Below are 21,009 nucleotides of genomic sequence, written 5' to 3' on the forward strand. Positions count from 1 at the left end.
GAGCAATGCGATGAAGCGCCTCGCCACCGCCTGCCTGCTCGCCGCGCTGGCCGTGCCCGCCGCGGCGCAGCAGCTCACCATCGGCTTCAAGGCGGCGGTGGACGGCTCCGACCCGCATCTCAACTACACGCCGAACCGCAACGTCCAGCTGCATGTCTACGAGCCGCTGGTGCTGCAGGACGAATTCCTGAAGCCCATCCCCGGCGCCGCATCCTTCTGGCGGCTGGTGGACCCCACCACCTGGGAGTTCACCCTGCGCGAGGGGCTGACCTTCCACGACGGCACGCCGGTGACGGCGGATGACGTGGTCTTCTCCATTCGCCGCGCGCGCGCGATCACGGGGCTGCGCACCTTCGTTGTGCAGACCCGCAGCGTCGCCGCGGTGGAGGCGAAGGATGCGCGCACCGTCGTGATCCGCACCAACGGCCCGGCGCCGCTGCTGCCGAACCAACTCGCCGTCATCGCCATCGTCTCCGCCCGCGCCACGGAGGGCGCGACGGAGGCCGACTTCAACGGCGGCCGCGCCGCGATCGGCACGGGGCCCTATCGCTGGGTGCGTTTCACGCCGGGGCAGGAGGTGGTGCTGGAACGTGCCGCGTCCCACTGGCGTCCGCAGGAGCCGTGGCAGCGCGTGAGCTTCCGCTTCATCCCGAACGACAGTTCGCGCGTGGCCGCGCTGCTGGCCGGCGACGTGGACGTGATCGACAACGTGCCACCCTCCCTCGCCACGCGCCTCAGGGAGAGCGAGCGGACGCAGGTGGTCAGCGGGCCCGGCATGTTCACACTCTACATGTATCTGGATCACTTCCGCGACCAGGTGGTCTTCGCCACCGGCGCCGACGGCCAGCCGCTGCCCCGCAACCCGATCCGGGACGCGCGCATCCGCCAGGCGATGAATCTTGCGATCAACCGCGTCGCACTGGCCGAGCGCGGCATGGAAGGCTTCGCGGATCCGATGGGCCAGTTCGCCGCGCCCGGCTTCATCGGGCATGTCCCGTCCATCGGCGTGGCGCCGCACGATCCCGCCCGCGCCCGCACGCTGCTGGCCGAGGCCGGCTACCCCAACGGCTTCAACCTGACCATCCAATGCACCAATGACCGCTTCGCCGGTGATGCGCGGGTCTGCCAGGCGATCGGGCAAATGCTTTCGTCCGTCGGCATCCGCACCACCGTGGAGGCTCTGCCATCCGCCGTGTTCTTCCGCCGGGCCAATGGCGGCCAGGGGCTGGACCCGGAATTCACCGCCTTCCTCGCCATCTTCGCCTCGTCCACCGGCGTGGCGAGCGAGAGCATGGCCACCATCCTGCGCACGCGGAACGCGGCGCGCGGCCATGGCTCGCTGAACCGCGGCCGCTATTCCAACGCGGAATTCGACGCGGCGCTCGATCGCGTGGACGCCGCCTTCGACGAGGCGGAGCGCGACCGGTTGAACGCCATCGCCACGCGCATCGCCATCGAGGACAATGCGATCCTCCCCATCATCTCGCTGCGCGCCGGCTACGGGGTGCGGCGCGGGCTCACGCTGCAGCCCCGCGGCGACGGCTACACCTTCGCCACCGCGATCAGGCCCGCGCAGTGACGCTTCAAAGCCCTCTCCCCCCACAGGTGGGAGAGGATTGGGTGAGGGGGGATGGCAGGGAGGAGGAAGGCGCTCACCTCGCGCCCGATCAGCCCTTGATCACCCCCGCCTCGCTGAGCCGCGCGTAGTCGGCGTCGCCCAGCAGCGGCGCCAACACCGCTTCATTGTCCTGCCCCAGCTTCGGCGCCGGGTTGCGCAGGATGCCCGGCGTGCGGGACAGGCGCGGCACCTCGCCATGCATGGGCAGCACGCCGTCCGGCATCTCCGGGTCCGGCACCTCGATCAGCGCCTCGCGCTCCGCGACATAGGCGTCGGCGTCCAGGTCGCGCACATCCATGATCGGCCCGATCGTCACGCCGTCCGCGTCAAACTTCCGCAGCGCCTCCTCGATGGTGAGTTGCGCCACCGCATCCCGCACCACCGCGTCGAGCTCCTCGATGTGCTGCAGCCGGTCGGGATTGCTGCGGAAGCGCGGGTCCTCGGCCAGTTCCGGCCGGCCGATGCTCTGCATCAGGCGCACGAAGACGCCCTGCGTGGAGGTGGACAGGCCCAGCCAGCGCCCATCCTTCGTGCGATAGGCGTTGCGCGGCGCGGTGTTGGTGCTGCGGCTGCCGGTGCGCGGCTTCACCTGCCCCGTCAGGCGCCAATTCGCCATCTGCGGCTCCAGCACCGCGAAGATCGGCTCGAACAGCGAGAGGTCCACCACCTGGCCCTCGCCCCTGCGGTTTGCGTGGTGCAGCGCGATCATCGCGGCGGACGCGCCATACAGCCCGGCATAGGCATCGGCCATGAACATCGGCGGCAGGACCGGCTCGCGGTCGCCGAAGCCGTTCAGCGCGGCGAAGCCGGCATAGCCTTCCACCAGCGTGCCGAAGCCGGGCTTGTGGCGATACGGCCCCGTCTGCCCCCAGCCCGAGACGCGCACGATCACCAGCTTCGGATTGAGCGCGAGCAGGTCCTCCGGCGCCAGCCCCATCGCCTCCAGCACGCCCGGCCGGAAGCTTTCCACCAGCATCGCGGCGTCCTGGGCCAGGCGGCGCACGATCACGATGCCCTCCGGCGCGCGCAGGTCCAGGCACACGCTGCGCTTGTTGCGGCAGAAGGCCTTCCAGCTCGTCTCGACGCCCTTCACCTTCCAGGCGCGCAGGCTGTCGCCGGCGGGCGGCTCCACCTTGATCACATCGGCGCCGTGGTCGGCCAGCACCTTGGTCAGCACGTTCCCCGCTACGAGGCGGGAGAGATCCACCACGCGCACGCCATCCAGCGCGCCGCGCGCTGATGGATCGAACTGCCGGAGCGTCTTGCGCGCGCGTGCTGCCATGTCTTGCCCGATGCCCTGAACAGGACCGAAGCTATGGGCCGCGAGAGAGCGTGGTCAATCGGCGGGAGCGGCGGAATGCCCTGGGAAACCAAGCGCGACTTCATCGGCTATGGCGGGAAATGGCCCGATCCGCAGTGGCCGGGCGGCGCGAAGGTCGCGGTCAACTTCGTGCTGAATGTCGAGGAAGGCTCGGAATACTCCGTGCAGGACGGGGACGGCTTCACCGAGACGCATCTCAGCGAGAGCCATGGCCGCGCCTCCTTGCCCGGCGGCCGCGACATGGGGGCGGAGACGCTGTTCGAATTCGGCAGCCGCGTCGGCGCCTGGCGCGTGCTGCGCATCTTCGCGGAGCGCGGCATCCCCATGACCATGTTCGCCTGCGCCCGCGCGCTGGAACGCAATCCGCCGCTCGCCGCCGCGATCCGCGAGTCGGGTCACGACCTCTGCGGCCATGGCTGGCGGTGGGAGAAGCATTTCGAGTTGGATGAGGCGACGGAGCGCGACCACATCGCGCGCGCCGTGGAGTCCTTCCGCCGCACCCTCGGCATGCCCCCGGCCGGCTGGTACTGCCGCTACGCGCCGAGCGTGAACACGCGCCGGCTGCTGATGGAGTACGACTGCATCCTCTACGACAGCGACCACTACGGGGATGAGCTGCCCTTCTGGATGACCGTGGAAGGCAGGCCGCGGCTGATCGTCCCCTACTCGCTGACGACCAACGACACGCGCTTCTATTCCGGCCATGGCACGGCGGATCAGTGGTTCGGCTTCTGCCGGGATGCCTTCGACTTGCTCTGGCAGGAGGGCGCGGCAGGTCAGCCGCGGATGATGTCCATCGGCCTGCACAGCCGCATCATCGGCCACCCGGCGCGCGCGATGGGGCTGGCGCGGCTGCTGGACCACATGCAGGCGAAGGGCGGGGTGTGGTTCGCCCGCCGGATCGAGATCGCGCGCCACTGGATGGCCACGCATCCCTATCCGGGGAAGGGCCTGAACGAATAGGCGCCGGGGGCGGGCGGGCGCGCGGCGCTCAGGCGCCGGCGCGCATCACCTTCGGGATTTCCTCGCGGAAGCGGAAACGCAGCGCGGACCAGGTATCGTCCAGTGCGATCTGTGTCACCGGCAGCAGACCCTCGCTGGTCACCGGGTCCCAGCCATGGTCGCGGTCGAGGTCGGACCGCACCGGCCCGGTCTTCTTCGGGTAGGCGAACCAGAGCCGCGCCCCGATCCCGTAGAGGTTCAGCGCGCGCGGAGCCACCGACCGCAGGGTCGCACGGTCGGCCGCGAAGGCCAGGATCAGGTCCGCCGCCGCGGTCGCGCCGCTCGGAAGACCAAATGTAAGGCCAGGCGGATTGCCGATCACCGCACAGGCCATTCCCGGGCGATAGCCGAGTTTCCGAGCCACCTCCCCGATCACGACACCCATCGTTCAGTCAGTTCCGTCAAAGGTTTGCCTTGGAAAGGCGCCCGTGTAGCGCAGTCGGACCCGTCTTGCAGCCATTTTATTGGGCAGGGCCGCCCTGCGTTTTTCGCCCCTACCCTTAGCCGTTACGTATGAATCGCGCCTTGCCGGGCCGGGCGACCCGTGCGAAGCGGCGCCATGTCGACCGCGCCGCGCGTCACCATCGTGACGGTCACCTGGCGCAGCGCCGGGACAATCGGCGGATTCCTCGCCGCCTGCCCCGCCGGCATGCCGGTCATCGTGGTGGACAATGCCTCACCCGACGAGACGCGGGCGATAGCGCGGGCGCAGCGGCCCGACGCCCAGATTATTGAAAACATTAACAATCTTGGCTTCGGCGCCGCCTGCAATATCGGGCTCGAGGCCGCGCGGACGGAGTTCGTCCTGCTCGCCAATCCCGACTCCCGCCTCTCGGAGGCCGCCATCGCCGCCCTGGTCGCGGCGGCCGAGGCGCATCCCGGGCACCGGCTTGTCGCCCCCCTGCTGCTGGATGCCGAGGGTCGCCCGGTCCGCTCCTGGAACGCCGCCCAGCCCCGCCGGCGCCTGCTGCCCCGCGACCGCGGCGCGGAGCCCTGGCCCGAGGGTCCGGTCTGCGTGGACTTCGCCTCCGGCGCCTGCCTGCTGCTGCGCGGCGCCGACCGGCTCCGCTTCGACGAGCATTTCTTCCTGTTCTACGAGGATGACGATCTCTGCGCCCGGGCCGGCGGTGCCCTGCTTGAGCCCACGGCCCGCGTCGCCCATGCCGGCGGCCGATCCTCCCCGCCGACCCTTGCCACCACCTGGCGGAAAGCGCGGTGCATGGCCTGGTCCAGGCTGCGCTTCACGGCCCTTCATGGCGGGGGGGCGGCCGCCGCCCGGCGGGAGGCCCGCGCCCGCCTGCTGCACCATGCCGGAAAGGCGGCCGGGCACGCCCTGACGCTGCGGATCGGCAAGACCGTCGCCGACTTGGCCGGCATCGCCGGCACCCTCGCCTGGCTGCGGGGCCGGCCGGGACACTGACCCGTCGCCTGTCACGCGCCCGCGCTGGACAGCCGCCGATCCGCTTCGCAAAGGTGCGGTCATGGATGCCTCCCCCGCCTTCCCGCCCGGCGCACGCCACGCGCTGCGCCACCGCATCACCGCCGCCGAGCTCGCCCCCGTCGCCGCACTGATCGGCTCGGCCGATCCCGCGCTGGCCAGCCGTGCCGCCGCCACGCTCATGACCCGCCTGCTGGTCACCCGCTTCCCAGGCCCGGGCACGCGGCTGCTGCGTGAGGACTTCCGCTATGCGGGCCCGCTGACGGAGGGCGACCTGCTCGACCTCTCGGCGGAGGTCGCCGGCGCCGGCCCGCCGGGCGCGCTGCTGCTACGTTGCGCCGTCCGGCGGGAGGACGGCTCGGCCGTGCTGGAGGGCATGGCGGAGGTCGCGCCCCCCGCCGCGCCGGCGCTCAGCCCCGACACGCCCTTCGGCACCCAGCCGCGGCGGATGCTGGAGATCCTGCTGGCGCGCTGCCGTCCGCTGCCGCCGGTGCCGACCGCCGTCGCCCATCCCTGCGACGCCGCCAGCCTGGAAGGCACGCTGCTCGCTGCCCGCCACGGCCTGATCGCGCCGATCCTGGTCGGGCCGGAAGCCCGCATCCGGGCCGCCGCCGAAGCCGCCGGCCTGGACCTCACAGGCTGCGAGCTGGTGCCCACCCCGCACAGCCATGCCAGCGCCGAAGCGGCCGTCGCCCTGGTCGCGCAGGGCCGCGCGGCCGCGCTGATGAAAGGCAGCCTGCATACGGACGAGCTGCTCGGCGCCGCCATCGCCCGGGAAGCCGGGCTGCGCACGGAACGTCGCGTCAGCCATGCCTTCGTGATGGATGCGCCGCTCTATCCGCGGCTGCTGATCATCACCGATGCCGCGGTGAACATCGCACCGGATCTGGAAGCCAAGGCGGACATCGTGCGCAACGCCATCCGCCTCGCCGCCGCCATCGGCATCGAGCTGCCGCGCGTCGCGCTTCTCTCGGCGGTGGAGACGGTGACGCCCAAGATGGTCTCCACGCTGGACGCCGCGGCGCTGTGCAAGATGGCCGATCGCGGCCAGATCACCGGCGGCCTGCTCGACGGCCCGCTCGCCTTCGACAACGCGGTCAGCGAGGCCGCGGCCCAGGCGAAGGGCATCGTCAGCGGCGTCGCGGGCCGTGCCGACATCCTGGTGGTGCCGGATATCGAGAGCGGCAACATGCTCGCCAAGCAGCTCGCGCATCTCGGCGGCGCGGAGGGCGCGGGCATCGTGCTCGGGCTGCGCGTGCCGATGGCGCTGACCAGCCGCAGCGACGACGCGACCTCCCGCCTCGCCTCGGCGGCGCTGCTCCGGCTGATGGCGGAGGGCTGAGCCGGCTGCCGTTGCCGCGCCCCGAGACGCGGCGCTAGCCTTCGGCCTGAGCCGGAGGAGAAGAAGACGATGCGCCTGTCCCGCCGCCATGCCCTCGCCGGCCTCGCCGCCACGCTCGCCCTGTCACGCCCGGCGCTGGCGCAGCCTGCCTGGCGCCCCACCCAGCCGGTGCGGATCATCGTGCCCTTTCCCGGCGGCGGCACCAACGACCTGATGGCCCGGCCGCTCGCCGAGGCCTTCCGGGCCGCCTTCGACCAGCCGGTGGTGGTGGAGAACCGCAGCGGGGCAGGTGGGACCATCGGCTCCACTGCGGTGAACCGCGCCGCGCCGGATGGCCACACCCTGCTCGTCACCTCCGCCATCCTCGTCACCGCCGCGATCCTTCAGCCGGTCGGCTGGAATGCGGTGGAGGGCTTCAGCGCCATCGCGCAGATCGCGCGCTCGCCGAATGCCGTCGCGGTGCATGCCGGCCTGCCGATCCGCAGCGTGCAGGACCTGATCGCCTATGCCCGCGCGCGGCCCGGCCAGGTGAATTACGGCTCGGTCGGCGTCGGCTCGCTCGGCCACTTCATGACGGAGGCGCTTTCGCTGCGCACCGGCATCCAGATGACGCATGTGCCCTATCGCGGCGGCAGCCAGGCGGTGACCGACCTCGCCTCCGGCCAGCTGCAGCTGCTGGTCTCGACGCCGCCGCCGATCATCCCGCTGGCGCGCGAAGGGCGGGTGCGCATCATCGCCTACACCGCGCCCGGCGAACCCGCCGAGGGGCTGGCGGCGCCGACGCTGAAGGAGTCGGGCATCGACATGGAGGCGGGGCTGTGGTTCGGCCTGTTCGGCCCGCCCGGCCTGCCAGCCCCGATCCTCGGCACGCTGAACGAGTTGTCGAACGCCGCGCTGCGCTCACCGGAATTCGCGCGGCTGCTGCGGGCGGAAGGCGCCATTCCCACGCCCATCACCCCGGCCGAGTTCGCGGCGGCGGTCCGCGCCGAGGATGCGCGCTGGCGCGAGGTGGCGCGCGCCGCCGATATCAAGCTGTAGCGGCGCGGCTCAGCCGAACATCGTCGCGAGGTCGGCCTGGGGCGCCCAGCGTGGGGCGTTGTCCTTGTCCACCAGCACGGCGCGGACGCCCTCGGCGAAATCGGGATGCCGGGTGACGGTGCGGGTCAGCGCAAGTTCCATGCGCAGACAGGTGGCGAGGTCCATCGTCGCGCCGCGCCGCAGCAGCTCCAGCGTCACCGCCATGCTGGTCGGTGACACGCGGTCCAGGATGGCAAGCTGCGCCGCCGCCCACTCCGTCCCCTCCGCCGCCAGCGCGGCGCGGATGGCGGGCAACGTCGCATGGCCGAAGCAGCGGTCGATCGCCGGCCGCTGCGCCGCGATCGCGCCGGGCGGCACCGGCTGCGCGAAGCGCGCGACGGCGGCCGCGTCGCCCTCCAGCAGCGCCGCGCGGAGCGCGGGCAGGGTCTCGCGCGGCACGAAATGCGTGGCGAGCCCCGCTTCCACCGCCTCGGCCCCCTTCAGCCGCGCTCCGGTCAGCGCGAGCCAGTTGCCCAGCGCGCCCGGCAGCCGCGGCAGCACGAAGGAGGTGCCGACATCGGGGAACAGGGCGATCGCCGTCTCCGGCATGGCCAGCAGCGCGTGCTCGGTGACGATGCGGTGGCTGCCATGGACGGAGACGCCGATGCCGCCGCCCATGCAGACGCCGTCGACCAGGCTGATCCAGGGTTTCGGGAATTCCGCGATGCCGAGGTTCATCGCGTATTCCGCGGCGAAGAAGGCCTCGACGCCGGCCGCATCGTCGGCCAGCACCAATTCCCGCATGCGGCGCACGTCGCCGCCGGCGCAGAAGGCGCGGCCGCCGGCGCCTTCCAGGATCACGAGGCGAACCGCCTTTGCGTCCCCGAAGTCCCGCAGCGCCGCCGCGATGCCCTCGATCATGCCGAGGTCGAGGGCGTTCAGCGCGCGCGGGCGGTTCATCAGGATGGTGCCGGCCGCGCCTTCGCGGCGGGCGACGATGCTCGGCTCGGCCGTCTCGGCCATGGCGCGCTTCCCTCTTCCGAACCTCTCTGGGAAGCGGGGCTAGACGCGCCGGGCGGCCAGGGCAAGCCGGCGGATCAGCCGGGCGGCAGGCCGCCCAGCAGGAAGTCGAGCAGCGCCCGCTGCGTCTCCGCCTGGCTGGTCGCGCCCGTCCCGCCCAGGCCGACGACCATGCTGCTGAACACCGGACGGGTGGCGAATTCGCCGCAATGCAGTCCCCGCACCGCCTCCGCGCCCAGGCCGAGGCGGCGATCCGCCACCGGCAGCACCGGGACGGCGAGCGGCAGTTCCGCCAGCGTCGAAGCCCGGGCGCCGCGGCAATCCTGGCCGAGCACCGCAACCGCGGCGAGGCCCTGCGTGGGCCAGAGATCCGTCGTGCCGCGACCCAGACTGTGCCCCACAAGATAGATCTCGTCCCGGTCCACCCAGCGCATGGCGCGCAACCGCGCCAGGGCGAGGTTCACCTCGTCCAGCCGCTGCGCGACATAGAGCGGCTCGGGCGGGCGCGACCATTCGGCCGGCAGGATCCGGGCATAGCCGCCGTCGCGTCGCGCCTGGCGCGGCGAGGCGATCGGGCGCGTAGGCCCCGCGCGGCAGGCGGCGCCGGCATCGGGCCGGGCGAAATGGTCGGGCGCGATGGCGACGAAGCCATGCGCGGCGACCATCCGCATCGTCTCCGCCGCCTCCTCGTCCAGGCCACGGCAGCCATGGGCGAAGAGTACCACGGGCAGCCTGCCGCCGGCCTCGAGTCGCGCGAGGCGGGACGAGGCCTCCGGCAGGCGCTGCGGATCGGCGTCGCCGGGCAGCATGACATGGGCTGCCCACCAGGCCGCCTGCGCGGCGGCCGGGTTGGGGGGGATGGGAGCCGGCGCCTCCGCCGCGCATCCCGCCAGCAGCGCCAGCCCCGCCAGCGCCGCCAAAGCCTTTCCCCGCAGCATCGCGCATCCCTCGGCAGCCATGCCGCGGAGGGTGCACGCGCCGGATTGCGGAAGGGTTCACGGGCCGCGCATCAGCGGCGCGACAGCAGCCCCACCAGCATCGCCGTCATCGCCGCGCCGAGCACGCCCTTCTTCGCCGTCTGCGCCTTCAGCAGCGGCGCCATCACCGCGACCCGCGCCGCGCCGTCGCCGAGCTGGCGCAGCGCATCGTCGCGCACCCGCAAGGCCCCCTCCGCCACCGGGTCACGGCCCGCGCGGCGCGCCAGCAGCCCGAGGACGACGGCCAGCACCAGGTCGCCCAGCGCGACCAGCAGCGCCGCCGCCACCGGCCCGCGCGATTCCGCCAGCCAGGCGAAGGCCGCCAGGTGCAGCATCAGCAGCAGCAGCGCCGCGAAGGCCGCCGCGGCGAGGCCGAGCTCCGCCTGCACGGCGCGCGCCCGGACGGAGCGGCGCAGATACAGCGCCTCCGCGTCCCAGGCGACGCGCAGCAGGTTCAGCAGGCGCATCGCGGCTCAGCGCCGATGCTTCTCATCGTTGTAGACATAGGTGGTGTGGCCGGTGAGCCGCCCGAGCAGGTAGCCACCGAGCGCCGCCGCCGCGATGGACAGCAGCGGGCGGTCGCGCACCGCATCGGTCACGGCATGCGCGCTGTCGTCGAAGCGCGCGCGCGCCCGGCGCGAATAATCCTCGACCGTGTCGGCGGCCTGGCCGAGGGCGGGCGTGACCCGATCCTCCATCAGCCGCTCCACCTGGGCGCGCAGCCGCGCCAGCTCCGCCCGCGCATCATCGGCCAGCCGCTGGCCCGAGGCGGCGGCCTGGTCGCGCAGCTCGCGCATGTCGTTGCCTGACTGGGACATGGCCGATCTCTCCGCTCCATCTGGGTTCCTGCCGCAACGAACGCGGTTGCGCTTCCGCGGTTCCGGCGGTTGACAGGCTTCGGCGCGGCGGGAAGCCTCCCAGCCCATGGACGGCCCGTTGCTGCGCTTCGAGCGCGTGTCGAAGAGCTACCCGGCGGCGGCGCGGGGCGCGGCGCATCCGGCCGCCCTGGCGGCGCTCGACCTCGATGTCGCGCGCGGGGAGCTGCTGACGCTGCTCGGCCCCTCCGGCTCGGGCAAGACGACCACGCTGATGCTGCTGGCGGGGTTCGAGACGCCGGATTCCGGCCGCATCCTGCTGGAAGGGCGCGACATCGCCCGCCTGCCGGCCCATAAGCGCGGCATCGGCGTGGTGTTCCAGTCCTACGCGCTGTTCCCGCACATGACCGTGGCGGAGAACGTCGCCTTCCCGCTGGAGGCGCGCGGGGTGCCGAAGCCGGAGCGCGCCGCCCGCGTGGCGCGCGCGCTCGAGATGGTGCGCCTGCCCGGCTATGGCGACCGCCGTCCGGCGCAGCTCTCCGGCGGGCAGCAGCAGCGCGTGGCGCTGGCCCGCGCCATGGTGTTCGAGCCGCCGATCGTGCTGCTGGACGAACCCCTCGGCGCGCTGGACAAGGCGCTGCGCGAGGAGATGCAGCACGAGATCCGCACCCTGCACCAGCGCCTCGGCCTGACCATGCTGTATGTCACCCACGACCAGCAGGAGGCGCTGACGCTCTCGGACCGCATCGCGGTGCTGGCCGGCGGGGAGCTGCGCCAGGTAGCGCCGCCGCGCACGCTCTACGACGAACCCGCGGATGCCTTCGTCGCCGGCTTCGTGGGCGAGAACAACCGCCTCGCCGCGCGTGTGTCCTCGGTCGAGGGCGAGACGGCGCATTGCGTGCTGGACGGCGGCGGCGAGATGCCGGCGCGGCTGGCCGAACCCCTGCGGCCCGGTGCCCCCTGCCTGCTGATGGTGCGCCCCGAGCGGGTGCGGCTGGACGCGGCGGCAGGCCTGCCCGCGCAACTCACCGAGGCGCTGTTCCAGGGCGACCATGTACGGCTGCGCCTGGCACTGCCGGGCGGCGCGGAGGTGATCGCCAAGCGCCCGGTCGGCGAGGCCGCGATGCCCGGCCCCGGCGCGACGGCGATGCTCAACTGGGAAGCGGGCGATGCATGGGCCTTTCGCGCGGAGGACGCCGCGCGCTAGCCTTGCGCGACTGCAGCGATGGAGGAGACGACCATGCGGCGCAGACAGATCATGCAGGCGGCGGGCGCGGGGGCGCTGGCGCTGACCGGCACGGTGGCACGGGCACAACAGCGCGACCTGACCGTCGTCTCCTGGGGCGGCGCCTATCAGGAGGCGCAGCGCGAGGTCTATTTCCGGCCCTGGATGACCGCCCGCAGCCAGCGCCTGCTGGAGGAGACCTGGGATGGCGGCGTCGGCGTGCTGCGCGCGCGCATCCAGTCCGGCGCGAACACCTGGGACGTGGTGCAGGTAGAATCGGAAGAACTGCTGATCGGCGCCGAGGAAGGCCTGTTCGAGAAGCTCGACTGGGACGCCATCGGCGGGCGCGACAACTACATCCCGCAGGCGGTGAGCGAGCACGGCGTCGGCGCCATCCTCTATTCCTTCGTGCTGGCCTGGGACCGCGAGCGCGTGCGGGAAGCGCCGCGCGGCTGGGCCGACTTCTTCGACACCGCCCGCATCCCGGGCCGCCGCGCGCTGCGCAAGGGCCCGAAGACGACGCTGGAGATCGCGCTGCTCGCCGACGGCGTCGCGCCGAACGAGGTCTATCGCGTGCTCGGCACGTCGGCGGGCGTGGACCGCGCCTTCCGCAAGCTCGACAGCATCCGCGGCGAGCTGGCCTGGTGGGAGCGCGGCTCGCAGCCGCCGCAATGGCTGGCGACCGGCGAGGTCGCGCTGACCAACGCGTACAACGGCCGCATCGCCGCGGCGAATGCCGGCGACGGGCGCAATTTCGGCATAGCCTGGAACCAGAACCTCTACACGCTGGATTCCTGGGTGATCATGCGCGGCAGCCCGAACCGCCAGCGCGCGCTGGATTTCCTGAAATTCGTGGGCGAGGCGCAAAACCAGGCGAAGCTGCCGCCGAAGATCCCCTATGGCGTGACGGCGCAAGGCGCGAATGCGTTGATCCCGCGCGACGTGCTGCAGCAGCTGCCGACGGCGCCGCAGAACGCCGAGGCCGCGCTGCAGATCGACGACAAGTTCTGGCTGGACAATCTCGACCGCCTGAACCAGCGCTTCAACGCCTGGGTCAGCCGCTAAGCGGCTGACCGGGCGAAGGCGGCGCGGCCCCCACCCCATCCCTCTCCCGCATGCGGGGGAGGGTGCCCGCGCAGCGGGCGGGTGGGGGCCGCGCAACCTCCCTCCGCGCCATGACCTCCCGCCGCACCGCGCTGCTGCTGATCGCGCCGCTGCTGATCGGGCTGCTGGTCGGCTTCGTCGCGCCGATCGGCGCCTTCCTCTGGCGCGCGATCGCCGATGACGAGGTCGCCGCCGTGCTGCCGCGCACGCTGGCCGCGCTGCGCGGCTGGAACGGCGAAGCGCCGCCCGACGTCGCCTTCGTCGCGCTCGCCGAGGACCTGCGCGCGGCCCGCGCCCGCGATGCGGAGACCGGCGCGGGTGGCATCGCGCGCGCCGCCGCGCGGCTCAACGCGGAATGGCCGGGCATGCGCAGCCTGCTGCCCGCAACAGGCCGCCGCGTGACGACACCGGGCGACGAGCGGGCGAAGATCCTTTCCGCCAGCGAAGACTGGGCAACCGCCGCGCCCTGGCAGGCCATCCTCCGCGCCGGCGGCCCCTATACGGGCTTCCGCCTGCTCGCCACGCTGGACCTGCGCCGCGATGCGGCAGGCGCCATCGCGCAGACGCCCGAAGACCAGCGCATCTGGCGCGGCATCCTGCTGCGCACGCTCTGGATCTCGCTCTCCGCGACGCTGCTCTGCCTGCTGCTCGGCTATCCGCTGGCATGGCTGATCGCCACCGCGCCTTCGCGTGCGCAGCCCTGGCTGCTCGGCGCGGTGCTGCTGCCCTTCTGGACCAGCCTGATCGTGCGCACCGCCGCCTGGATGGTGCTGCTGCAGAAGGAAGGCATCGTGAACGCAGCGCTGATCGGGCTCGGCCTGCTCGATGCGCCGCTGCCGCTGTTGCTGAACCGCTTCGCGGTGCTGGTCGCGATGGTGCACATCCTGCTGCCCTTCATGGTGCTGCCGATCGCGGCCGCGCTGCGCACAATGGACCCGGCGCTGCCGCGGGCCGCGGCGTCCCTCGGCGCGGGGAAGCTGCGCATCTTCCTGCGCGTGCTGCTGCCGCTGTCCCTGCCCGGCGTCGGCGCGGGCTGCCTGCTGGTCTTCGTGCAGGCGCTGGGCTTCTACGTGACGCCGGCGCTGCTCGGCGGGCCGAACGACCAGATGCTCGCCTGGTTCATCGGCTTCCATGCCAACCGGCTGGTGGACTGGGGCATGGCGGCGGCGCTGTCGGTGCTGTTGCTCGGCGCGGTGGCGGTGGTGATCGGCCTCTACGGGCGCCTCGTCGGCTTCGACAAGGTGCGCACGGCATGAGGGGGGCGCTCTGGGCCTTCGGCCTTCTCGTGCTGCTGTTCCTGCTGCTGCCGATCCTGGTGGTGATTCCCCTCTCCTTCTCCTCCGGCAGTTTTCTTTCTTATCCGTTGCCGGGGCTTTCGTTGCGGTGGTACGAGGCTTTCTTCGCATCGGATTTCTGGCTGCCCGCCTTGCGCAATTCCCTTGTCGTGGGCACGGTGAGCGCGGCGCTCGCGACGCTGTTCGGCGTGCCGGCGGCCTTCGGGCTGTGGCAGCGCAACGTGCCGGGACGGCGGCTGATCCTGGCCGTGATCCTCGCGCCGCTCGCGGTGCCGGCGATCGTCGTCGCGGTCGCGCTGCTGCTCGCCTTCGGGCCGCGCGGGCTGGCCAACAGCTTCACCGGGCTGATCCTCGCCCACGCCATGCTCTGCGTGCCCTTCGTGGTGATCACCGTGCTCGCCTCGCTCGCGCGCTTCGACCCGGTGCTGCTGCGCGCAGCCGCGTCCTGCGGCGCGGATCCGTGGACGGGCTTCTTCCGCATCTGCCTGCCGCGCATCATGCCCGGCGTCGCCGCGGGCGCGGTCTTCGCCTTCGCCACCTCGCTCGACGAGACGGTGGTGGTGCTGTTCCTGGCGGGCCCCGCGCAGCGCACCCTGCCGCGGCAGATGTTCGCCGGGCTGAACGACGAGATCAGCCTGGCGATCATGGCCGCTGCCACGCTGATGGTGCTGCTCTCCACCCTGCTGCTCGGCGCCGTCGCCTGGCTGCGCCGGCCGCGGCGATAGCACCTTTCCGGTTCCGACAGGACGCGTAAGCTTCCCATCGGGGAAGGACCCAGGAGAGACCTCATGACCCTGCTTCATCGCCGGGCGCTGTTCGGCGCCGCGGCCGGCGCCGCCAGCCTCTGGGCCGCGCCGCGCGCGACCCTCGCCCAGACGCCGCCGCCCGCCGGGCCGTTCCGCCTGCCCGACCTGCCCTATGCCTTCGACGCCAACGAGGCGGCGATCGATGCGCGCACCATGGAGATCCACTGGCGCTTCCACCATGGCGGACAGGTGAACGGGCTGAACGCCGCCCTGCGCGACCAGCCGCAGCTTGCGGCCATGCCGCTCGACCAACTGCTGATGAAGCTGAACGAGGTGCCGGAGAGCATCCGCACCGCGGTGCGCAACAATGGCGGCGGCAACGCGAACCACACCATGTTCTGGCAAATCATGGGCGGACGCGGCGGCGAGCCGACCGGCGAGCTCGCGCAGGCGATCGCGCAGGATTTCGGCGACTTCGCCACCTTCCGGACGCGCTTCACCGCGGCCGCCAACGGCGTCTTCGGCAGCGGCTGGGCCTTCGTGACGGTGACGCCGGCGGGGCGCCTCGGCATCGTCACGAAGCCGGGCCAGGACACGCCGCTGATGGACGGGCAGCGCGTGCTGATAGGCAACGACGTGTGGGAACACGCCTACTACCTGCGCTACCAGAACCGCCGCGGCGAATACACGGCGAACTGGTGGAACGTTCTCGACTGGTCGCGGATCGCCGCGCGCTACGCGGCAGCGAAGGCCGGCACGCTCGGCGTGTAGCCCCGACGCGCCCTGCCCGCATCGCGGCAGGGCGCTCCCGCCTCCACTTCCGCGCGCATAGCGCGGCGCGAAGTAAAACTTTCGCCCGCCGCGCCGCGAGGCCAGCGTGCGCCCCGTTCGCAGCTACGGGAACGCACATTCATGGCAACGCTTACGGTCGGCCGCGGCCAGCAATACGGAACCATCGCGCAGGCGGTCGCCGCCTCGCAGGATGGCGACGTGCTGAAGGTCCAGGCCGGCACCTACACCAACGATTTCAGCGCCATCCGCACCGACATCACGCTCGAGGCCGTGGGCGGCAGGGTGCACATGAAGGCCACGATCCCGCCGCCCAACGGCAAGGCCATCCTGGTCATCAACGCCGACGTCACCATCAAGGGTTTCGAGTTCTCGGGCGCGAAGGTGCGCGACGGCAACGGCGCGGGCATCCGCTTCAGCGACGGCAACCTGACCATCCTCGACAGCCATTTCCACCACAACCAGGAAGGCATCCTCACCAACGCGACGTCGCCGGATGCGACGCTGACGATCCGCAACACGGAATTCGACCACAACGGCACTGGCGATGGCCGCACGCACAACCTCTATGCGGGCAGGATCGGCAAGCTCGAGGTGGACAACAGCTACTTCCACGACGTGCCCGTCGGCCACCTCCTGAAGAGCCGGGCGGAGGAGACGGTGATCACCGATTCCCGCTTCTTCGATCACGGCAGCAGCGCAAGCTACGAGATCGACCTGCCGAATGGCGGCAATGCCGTGCTGCGCGGCAACGTCATCCAGCAGGGACCGAACAGCCAGAACGCGGCGATCGTCGCCTTCGGCGCCGAAGGAAGGCTGCACGCCGGCTCCCGCATCGAGATGAGCGACAACACCGTGATCAACCAGCGCGACGGCGGCGGGCCGATGCTCTGGAACAAGGCCGGCGCGCCGGCGACGGTCACGGGCAACGACGTCCATGGCCTCGAGGAGGCGCGACTGGTTTCGGGTCCTGCGAAGGTCTCGGGGACGACATTCCTCGATACACCGCCGAAGCTCGACACCTCGGCGCCGTGGCTGGGGGCACCCGCGCCCGATCCGCGGCCGGAACCGGATCCGCGACCCGAGCCGGACCCGCGCCCGGATCCGCGCCCAGAGCCCGAGACGCCTCCAGGGCCGCCCACGGGCCCGGCGAAGCTGGTCGGCACCGCCAAGGACGACGTCATCGCCGGAAGCGAGCGTTCGGAAGCGATCCACGGCAAGCAGGGCGACGATGATCTCGTCGGCGGGGCCGGGCACGATTCGCTGGATGGCGGACCCGGCGACGACCGCCTCGAGGGTGGCGCCGGCGACGATGTCCTCATGGGCGGGCCCGGCGCGGATGCCTATGTCTTCGGGCCGGGCTTCGGCGACGACCTCGTCCGCGGCTTCACCCACGGCACCGACATGATCGACCTCTCCGCTCTCGGCATGACGGAGGCGGAGTTCGCCGCGGGGGTCGAGATCGCGCAGCGCGGCGTCCGCGTCGTGATCGATGTGGGCGACGAAGGGAGCATGACCTTGCTCGCCGGCGACGCCTCCCAGTTCGGCCGGGACGACTTCATCCTCGGCTGAATGCGCGCGGCCGCGGGGCGGAACCCTGCCCGCGGCCGCCCGTTGCGCGATCCGGACCGCAAGGGATCGCGCAATGCCACCTCGCCTGGAGCCGCTCGCGCGGCAGAGCATCCTGATCACCGGCGCGAGCTCGGGGATCGGGCTGGCGGCCGCGCGCATGGCCGCGGGGCGCGGCGCCGCCGTCACGCTCGTCGCGCGCAACGAGGACGCGCTGCGCGCGGCGGCCGAGGGCATCCGCGCCAGCGGCGGCCGCGCCGCCTGGCACGCCGCCGACGTCGCCGACGCGACCGCGCTGGAAGCCGCGGCCGATCGTGCGGAACAGGAGTTCGGCGGCCTCGATTCCTGGGTGAACGACGCCGGCGCCAGCACGGTCGGCGCGATCGAGGACACGCCCGTCGAGGATCAGCGGCGGCTGTTCGAGACGAACTACTGGGGCGTGGTGAATGGCAGCCTGATCGCCGCGCGCCGGCTGCGCGCCCATGGTGGCGCGCTGGTCAATATCGGCTCCGTGCTGTCCGACCGCGCGCTCATCTACCAGGGCACCTACAGCGCGACGAAGCATGCCGTGAAGGCCTTCACCGACGCGCTGCGGATGGAGCTCGAGGCCGCGGGCGCGCCGATCTCCGTCACGCTGGTGAAGCCGGCCTCGGTGGACACGCCCTATGTCCGAGCACGCGAAGCTCGAATGGAACGCCCCGGGCACGCGGCTGCCGCCGCCGGTCTATGATCCGCGCGTGGTGGCCCGCGCCATCTGCTTCGCCTGCGAGCATCCGCGCCGCGACCTGGTGGTGGGCGGCGGGGGCGCGGCGATCGCGCTCGCGGGCAACCTGTTCCCGCGCCTGACCGACCTCGCGATGGAGCGGATCGGCCGGCCCTCCCAGACCACGGCGGAAGCAGGCCGCGCGGCGATGCGCGACAACCTGCACGCGCCGGCGCAGGACGGCGACACGCATTCCAGCCTGTCCGGCGTGCCGAACCGGCGCAACAGCCTGCTCCTTTAGGCGCAGATGCATCCGCTGGCCACGGCAACCCTCGCCGGTGCCGGGGCGCTCGCCCTCGGCGCGCTGATGCGCCGGCGGGCGCGGTGAGGCGTAGTCAGCGCGGCCAGGGTGTCATCGGCGGGAAGGGCGCGCCGGGCGGCATGGGCGCCTCGCCGGGCGGCGGCACGGTCAGATAGAGCTGGGGCATCGGCAGGGGCTGGCCTTGCGCCGCGGGCGCCAGCGCCTCGCCGCAGGCCGGGCGCAGGGCGCCGCAATCCCAGCGATAGCCGTCGGGCCGGCCGGAGACGCTGCCGCCCCGCTGGTAACCGCAGGCGCAGAGCTTGCCGGACATGCAGGCCACGGCACCGACGCGGTCCTGGTTGCAGGCGGGGATCTCTTGCGCGGCGGCCGGCATCGCGAAGAGCAGGAGAAGCAGCAGGCGGAGCATGCGCCAGCTTCGCCGGCGCGCGTGAAGGCGCGGTTTACACGCCCGACCGAATTGGCTGGCCCATGCGCCCGCCACAGGTGGGCGAGAGCCGGAGGCGCGCCGGCGTCTGAGGCACCACAAGGCATACCAACGCGCCGCTGAAGGCGGCCGTTGGTATTACGTGCCGCCCAGCGCCTCGATCACGATGCCCTCGGTGAGCAGCTGCGGCAGCATCACCGGTTCCGCCGCGCCGGGCGCCCAGAACAGATACAGCGGCACGCCCGCGCGGCCATGCTCCTGCAGCAGCGCGCCGATCGCCGGGTCGCCGCGCGTCCAGTCGGCCTTGAGATAGGCGACGTTGCGCGCGGCGAAGAGGTCCTGCACGGAGGCGGCGCGCAGCGCCACCCGCTCATTCACCTGGCAGGTGATGCACCAGGCGGCCGTCGCGTTGACGAAGACGGGCCGGCCTTCAGCGCGCAGCGCCGCGACCCGCGCCGCGGACCAGGGCTCCGCGCCGGGCCCCGCATCCGCCGCCACCGCCGGCGCCGCCGAAAGCCGCGGCAGCAGCGCCACGGCCGCCAGCAGCGTCGCACCGGCGGTCATCCGCGCGAGCTTCGCGCCTCGTCCCTCGCCGCTGCGCTGCGCCAGGCCGAGGACGAACAGCCCCGCCGACAGCAGCAGCCCGCCCGCCAGCGCCCAGAGCACGCCATCCGGACCCACCTGCTGCGCCAGCACCCAGACCAGCCAGACCGCCGCGCCGAGCATCGGGAAGGCGAGGAACTGGCGGAGCCGCTCCATCCAGGGTCCGGGCCGCGGCAGCAGCCGTGCCAGGCCCGGGAACAGGCCGAGCAAGGCATAGGGCAGCGCCAGCCCGAGACCGAGGGCGAGGAAGACGCCCATCGTCATGGCGGCCGGCATCGCCGCCGCCGCGCCCAGCGCCGCCGCCATGAAGGGCGCCGTGCAGGGGGTGGCCAGCGCCACGGCCAGCGCGCCCGTGAAGAAGGCGCCGAGATGCCCGCCCCGCCCCGCCAGGGACTGCCCGGCGCCGACCGGGCGCATCACCTGGAACACGCCCAGCAGGTTCAGCGCCACCGCCAGCATCAGCCAGGCCATGGCGGCCACGAAGCCGGGAGAGGTGAACTGGAAGCCCCAGCCCACCGCCATGCCCACCGTCCGCAGCCCGACCATCGCCCCGCCGATCAGCGCGAAGGTCGCCAGCACGCCGGCGGTGTAGCTCGCGGCATGGGCCCGCACCTGCCCGCGCGCCTCGCCCGAGAGGCGGGCCAGCGCCATCGCCTTCATTGCCAGCACGGGGAAGACGCAGGGCATCAGGTTCAGGATCAGGCCACCGAGCAGGGCGAAGAGCAGCGCCTGGCCGAAGGGCAGAAGGGGGCCGGACGCCGCCGGCCCGACGACCGGCGCGGAAACCTCGAAGGCGGGGCGCTGGCCCGCCAGGTCGCTCAGCACCACCACGCCCTCGAGCGAGCCGGGCCGCTCCCCCTCCAGCAAGGTCAGGCCGAGGGTGAGCGTCTCGCCCTTCCAGACCAGCGGCTGCGGCGCGGTGTTGTCGAGCAGGCCGGGGCGGCTCGGGAAGAACAGCGCCTCCTGCACTAGCGTGGGCGAGAGGCCAGGGCCGGAGAGCGAGAGGCTGGCCTGCCGCCCGGTGGCGCCCGCCGCCACCGACCACGGGGCTGGCCGCGGCACCCGGGCCGCCGCGCCCTTGAAGGCCGCCTCCATGCCCGGCGAGGGGATGGCGCGGTCGGCCACCGGCAGGTTGAGGGTGAAGCGGCCTTCCTCTGGGATGCAGACATCGGCGCAGACCAGCCAGGTGGCATCCGCGACGACCGCGAAGGCGTCGCCCGGCCGCGCGCCCTCGGGCACGCGGATCTCGAAGGGCAGCAGGACTTCGCCGGTGTAGCCGTAGTTGACCAGCGGGCCGTAGGGGATGCGCTCCGGCGCCGGCCAGGCGATCGGGCCGGCCGTCGCGCCCTGCGGCAGCGTCAGCGTGACCTCCGGCGGCGCGCCGGCATCGCCGGCATTCCGCCAGTAGCTGTGCCAGCCCGGCGCAAGACGCAGCCGCAGCCCGGCCTGGAAGCTCTGGCCGGGCGCCACCGCGGCCGAATCGGCGGCGAGTGAGGCGATGGCGCGGGGGGAGCGCACGGCCGCGCTCTCCACCGCGAAGGCCGGGGCGGAGAGGATCATGCCGAGGAGGATCAGCGCGAGGCGCCGGAACATGCCCGCATAGAACGGGACGGCGGGGTGCGGCTGCAACCCCCACGGCGCGATACCGGCCCTGCGCATCGCCCTGCGGGCTGGGCGGG

21 protein-coding genes are annotated in these 21,009 nt (G+C 72.6%); 13 read left to right on the forward strand and 8 right to left on the reverse strand.

What is annotated here, in order from left to right; translation table 11 throughout:
* Positions 1–10: 10 nt before the first annotated feature.
* Complete coding sequence (locus tag DFH01_RS01425) at positions 11–1,579, forward strand: ABC transporter substrate-binding protein (protein ID WP_158287572.1); 1,569 nt, start codon at positions 11–13, stop codon at positions 1,577–1,579.
* Positions 1,580–1,667: 88 nt separating this feature from the next.
* Here DFH01_RS01425 and DFH01_RS01430 read toward each other — a convergent pair whose 3' ends face one another.
* Positions 1,668–2,900, reverse strand: coding sequence for a CaiB/BaiF CoA transferase family protein (locus tag DFH01_RS01430; RefSeq protein ID WP_109868623.1), 1,233 nt, complete (start codon positions 2,898–2,900; stop codon positions 1,668–1,670).
* A 75-nt stretch (positions 2,901–2,975) separates the two neighbouring features.
* On the opposite strand from DFH01_RS01430, the gene DFH01_RS01435 reads away from it, so the two are divergent.
* A complete protein-coding gene (locus tag DFH01_RS01435; protein ID WP_109868624.1) occupies positions 2,976–3,902 on the forward strand; it encodes a polysaccharide deacetylase family protein in 927 nt (308 codons plus the stop codon).
* A 28-nt stretch (positions 3,903–3,930) separates the two neighbouring features.
* On the opposite strand, the gene DFH01_RS01440 is transcribed toward DFH01_RS01435, so the two are convergent.
* Positions 3,931–4,326 carry a hypothetical protein gene (locus DFH01_RS01440; RefSeq protein ID WP_146216968.1) on the reverse strand — a complete coding sequence of 132 codons (396 nt, stop codon included), beginning with the start codon at positions 4,324–4,326 and terminating at the stop codon, positions 3,931–3,933.
* A gap of 174 nt (positions 4,327–4,500) precedes the next feature.
* On the opposite strand from DFH01_RS01440, the gene DFH01_RS01445 reads away from it, so the two are divergent.
* The 3 genes from DFH01_RS01445 (at position 4,501) to DFH01_RS01455 (ending at position 7,759) form a co-directional block, all read left to right on the forward strand.
* The gene (locus DFH01_RS01445) at positions 4,501–5,361 is read left to right on the forward strand and encodes a glycosyltransferase family 2 protein (protein WP_109868626.1); all 861 of its coding nucleotides are present in this window, start codon (positions 4,501–4,503) and stop codon (positions 5,359–5,361) included.
* A gap of 61 nt (positions 5,362–5,422) precedes the next feature.
* On the forward strand, positions 5,423–6,721 hold the full coding sequence (locus tag DFH01_RS01450; protein ID WP_109868627.1) for a bifunctional enoyl-CoA hydratase/phosphate acetyltransferase: 1,299 nt from the start codon (positions 5,423–5,425) through the stop codon (positions 6,719–6,721).
* Positions 6,722–6,790: 69 nt separating this feature from the next.
* The gene (locus DFH01_RS01455) at positions 6,791–7,759 is read left to right on the forward strand and encodes a Bug family tripartite tricarboxylate transporter substrate binding protein (RefSeq protein WP_109868628.1); all 969 of its coding nucleotides are present in this window, start codon (positions 6,791–6,793) and stop codon (positions 7,757–7,759) included.
* A gap of 9 nt (positions 7,760–7,768) precedes the next feature.
* Here the strand turns inward: DFH01_RS01455 and DFH01_RS01460 are convergent, their stop codons facing one another.
* The 4 genes from DFH01_RS01460 to DFH01_RS01475 form a co-directional block, all read right to left on the reverse strand.
* Complete coding sequence (locus DFH01_RS01460) at positions 7,769–8,761, reverse strand: enoyl-CoA hydratase/isomerase family protein (protein WP_109868629.1); 993 nt, start codon at positions 8,759–8,761, stop codon at positions 7,769–7,771.
* Positions 8,762–8,835: 74 nt separating this feature from the next.
* Complete coding sequence (locus tag DFH01_RS01465; RefSeq protein ID WP_109868630.1) at positions 8,836–9,717, reverse strand: dienelactone hydrolase family protein; 882 nt, start codon at positions 9,715–9,717, stop codon at positions 8,836–8,838.
* A 50-nt stretch (positions 9,718–9,767) separates the two neighbouring features.
* Positions 9,768–10,202 carry a hypothetical protein gene (locus DFH01_RS01470; protein ID WP_109868631.1) on the reverse strand — a complete coding sequence of 145 codons (435 nt, stop codon included), beginning with the start codon at positions 10,200–10,202 and terminating at the stop codon, positions 9,768–9,770.
* 6 nt (positions 10,203–10,208) lie between these two features.
* The gene (locus DFH01_RS01475) at positions 10,209–10,553 is read right to left on the reverse strand and encodes an ElaB/YgaM/YqjD family protein (RefSeq protein ID WP_109868632.1); all 345 of its coding nucleotides are present in this window, start codon (positions 10,551–10,553) and stop codon (positions 10,209–10,211) included.
* Between the two features lie 106 nt (positions 10,554–10,659).
* Here DFH01_RS01475 and DFH01_RS01480 point away from each other — a divergent pair, with 106 nt between their 5' ends.
* From DFH01_RS01480 to DFH01_RS01515, 8 genes are all read left to right on the forward strand, one after another.
* Complete coding sequence (locus DFH01_RS01480) at positions 10,660–11,757, forward strand: ABC transporter ATP-binding protein (protein ID WP_109868633.1); 1,098 nt, start codon at positions 10,660–10,662, stop codon at positions 11,755–11,757.
* 33 nt (positions 11,758–11,790) lie between these two features.
* On the forward strand, positions 11,791–12,840 hold the full coding sequence (locus DFH01_RS01485; protein ID WP_109869870.1) for an ABC transporter substrate-binding protein: 1,050 nt from the start codon (positions 11,791–11,793) through the stop codon (positions 12,838–12,840).
* A 110-nt stretch (positions 12,841–12,950) separates the two neighbouring features.
* Positions 12,951–14,135, forward strand: a complete 1,185-nt coding sequence (locus DFH01_RS01490; RefSeq protein WP_109868634.1) for an ABC transporter permease — start codon at positions 12,951–12,953, stop codon at positions 14,133–14,135.
* On the forward strand, positions 14,132–14,899 hold the full coding sequence (locus DFH01_RS01495; protein WP_109868635.1) for an ABC transporter permease: 768 nt from the start codon (positions 14,132–14,134) through the stop codon (positions 14,897–14,899). Before DFH01_RS01490 ends, DFH01_RS01495 begins: the two co-directional genes overlap by 4 nt.
* A 63-nt stretch (positions 14,900–14,962) precedes the next feature.
* On the forward strand, positions 14,963–15,691 hold the full coding sequence (locus tag DFH01_RS01500) for a superoxide dismutase (protein WP_109868636.1): 729 nt from the start codon (positions 14,963–14,965) through the stop codon (positions 15,689–15,691).
* 141 nt (positions 15,692–15,832) lie between these two features.
* Complete coding sequence (locus DFH01_RS01505) at positions 15,833–17,281, forward strand: calcium-binding protein (protein WP_109868637.1); 1,449 nt, start codon at positions 15,833–15,835, stop codon at positions 17,279–17,281.
* Between the two features lie 73 nt (positions 17,282–17,354).
* Positions 17,355–18,008 carry an SDR family NAD(P)-dependent oxidoreductase gene (locus tag DFH01_RS01510; RefSeq protein WP_109868638.1) on the forward strand — a complete coding sequence of 218 codons (654 nt, stop codon included), beginning with the start codon at positions 17,355–17,357 and terminating at the stop codon, positions 18,006–18,008.
* A 7-nt stretch (positions 18,009–18,015) separates the two neighbouring features.
* A complete protein-coding gene (locus tag DFH01_RS01515; protein WP_158287573.1) occupies positions 18,016–18,282 on the forward strand; it encodes an SDR family oxidoreductase in 267 nt (88 codons plus the stop codon).
* Between the two features lie 94 nt (positions 18,283–18,376).
* Here the strand turns inward: DFH01_RS01515 and DFH01_RS01520 are convergent, their stop codons facing one another.
* Positions 18,377–18,709 (reverse strand): hypothetical protein, encoded by a 333-nt coding sequence (locus DFH01_RS01520; RefSeq protein ID WP_109868640.1) that lies wholly within the window; start codon positions 18,707–18,709, stop codon positions 18,377–18,379.
* 156 nt (positions 18,710–18,865) lie between these two features.
* On the reverse strand, positions 18,866–20,923 hold the full coding sequence (locus tag DFH01_RS01525) for a protein-disulfide reductase DsbD family protein (RefSeq protein WP_109869871.1): 2,058 nt from the start codon (positions 20,921–20,923) through the stop codon (positions 18,866–18,868).
* Positions 20,924–21,009: the final 86 nt, after the last annotated feature.

The sequence above is a fragment of the Falsiroseomonas bella genome, assembly GCF_003173615.1.
Taxonomy (GTDB): Bacteria; Pseudomonadota; Alphaproteobacteria; order Acetobacterales; family Acetobacteraceae; genus Falsiroseomonas; species Falsiroseomonas bella.

Excerpts from the sequence above, each read along its gene's own strand:
- DFH01_RS01425 (WP_158287572.1), top strand. The coding sequence starts at position 11 with ATGAAGCGCCTCGCCACCGCCTGCCTGCTCGCCGCGCTGGCCGTGCCC.
- DFH01_RS01430 (WP_109868623.1), bottom strand. The coding sequence starts at position 2,900 with ATGGCAGCACGCGCGCGCAAGACGCTCCGGCAGTTCGATCCATCAGCG.
- DFH01_RS01435 (WP_109868624.1), top strand. The coding sequence starts at position 2,976 with ATGCCCTGGGAAACCAAGCGCGACTTCATCGGCTATGGCGGGAAATGG.
- DFH01_RS01440 (WP_146216968.1), bottom strand. The coding sequence starts at position 4,326 with ATGGGTGTCGTGATCGGGGAGGTGGCTCGGAAACTCGGCTATCGCCCG.
- DFH01_RS01445 (WP_109868626.1), top strand. The coding sequence starts at position 4,501 with ATGTCGACCGCGCCGCGCGTCACCATCGTGACGGTCACCTGGCGCAGC.
- DFH01_RS01450 (WP_109868627.1), top strand. The coding sequence starts at position 5,423 with ATGGATGCCTCCCCCGCCTTCCCGCCCGGCGCACGCCACGCGCTGCGC.
- DFH01_RS01455 (WP_109868628.1), top strand. The coding sequence starts at position 6,791 with ATGCGCCTGTCCCGCCGCCATGCCCTCGCCGGCCTCGCCGCCACGCTC.
- DFH01_RS01460 (WP_109868629.1), bottom strand. The coding sequence starts at position 8,761 with ATGGCCGAGACGGCCGAGCCGAGCATCGTCGCCCGCCGCGAAGGCGCG.
- DFH01_RS01465 (WP_109868630.1), bottom strand. The coding sequence starts at position 9,717 with ATGGCTGCCGAGGGATGCGCGATGCTGCGGGGAAAGGCTTTGGCGGCG.
- DFH01_RS01470 (WP_109868631.1), bottom strand. The coding sequence starts at position 10,202 with ATGCGCCTGCTGAACCTGCTGCGCGTCGCCTGGGACGCGGAGGCGCTG.
- DFH01_RS01475 (WP_109868632.1), bottom strand. The coding sequence starts at position 10,553 with ATGTCCCAGTCAGGCAACGACATGCGCGAGCTGCGCGACCAGGCCGCC.
- DFH01_RS01480 (WP_109868633.1), top strand. The coding sequence starts at position 10,660 with ATGGACGGCCCGTTGCTGCGCTTCGAGCGCGTGTCGAAGAGCTACCCG.
- DFH01_RS01485 (WP_109869870.1), top strand. The coding sequence starts at position 11,791 with ATGCGGCGCAGACAGATCATGCAGGCGGCGGGCGCGGGGGCGCTGGCG.
- DFH01_RS01490 (WP_109868634.1), top strand. The coding sequence starts at position 12,951 with ATGACCTCCCGCCGCACCGCGCTGCTGCTGATCGCGCCGCTGCTGATC.
- DFH01_RS01495 (WP_109868635.1), top strand. The coding sequence starts at position 14,132 with ATGAGGGGGGCGCTCTGGGCCTTCGGCCTTCTCGTGCTGCTGTTCCTG.
- DFH01_RS01500 (WP_109868636.1), top strand. The coding sequence starts at position 14,963 with ATGACCCTGCTTCATCGCCGGGCGCTGTTCGGCGCCGCGGCCGGCGCC.
- DFH01_RS01505 (WP_109868637.1), top strand. The coding sequence starts at position 15,833 with ATGGCAACGCTTACGGTCGGCCGCGGCCAGCAATACGGAACCATCGCG.
- DFH01_RS01510 (WP_109868638.1), top strand. The coding sequence starts at position 17,355 with ATGCCACCTCGCCTGGAGCCGCTCGCGCGGCAGAGCATCCTGATCACC.
- DFH01_RS01520 (WP_109868640.1), bottom strand. The coding sequence starts at position 18,709 with ATGCTCCGCCTGCTGCTTCTCCTGCTCTTCGCGATGCCGGCCGCCGCG.
- DFH01_RS01525 (WP_109869871.1), bottom strand. The coding sequence starts at position 20,923 with ATGTTCCGGCGCCTCGCGCTGATCCTCCTCGGCATGATCCTCTCCGCC.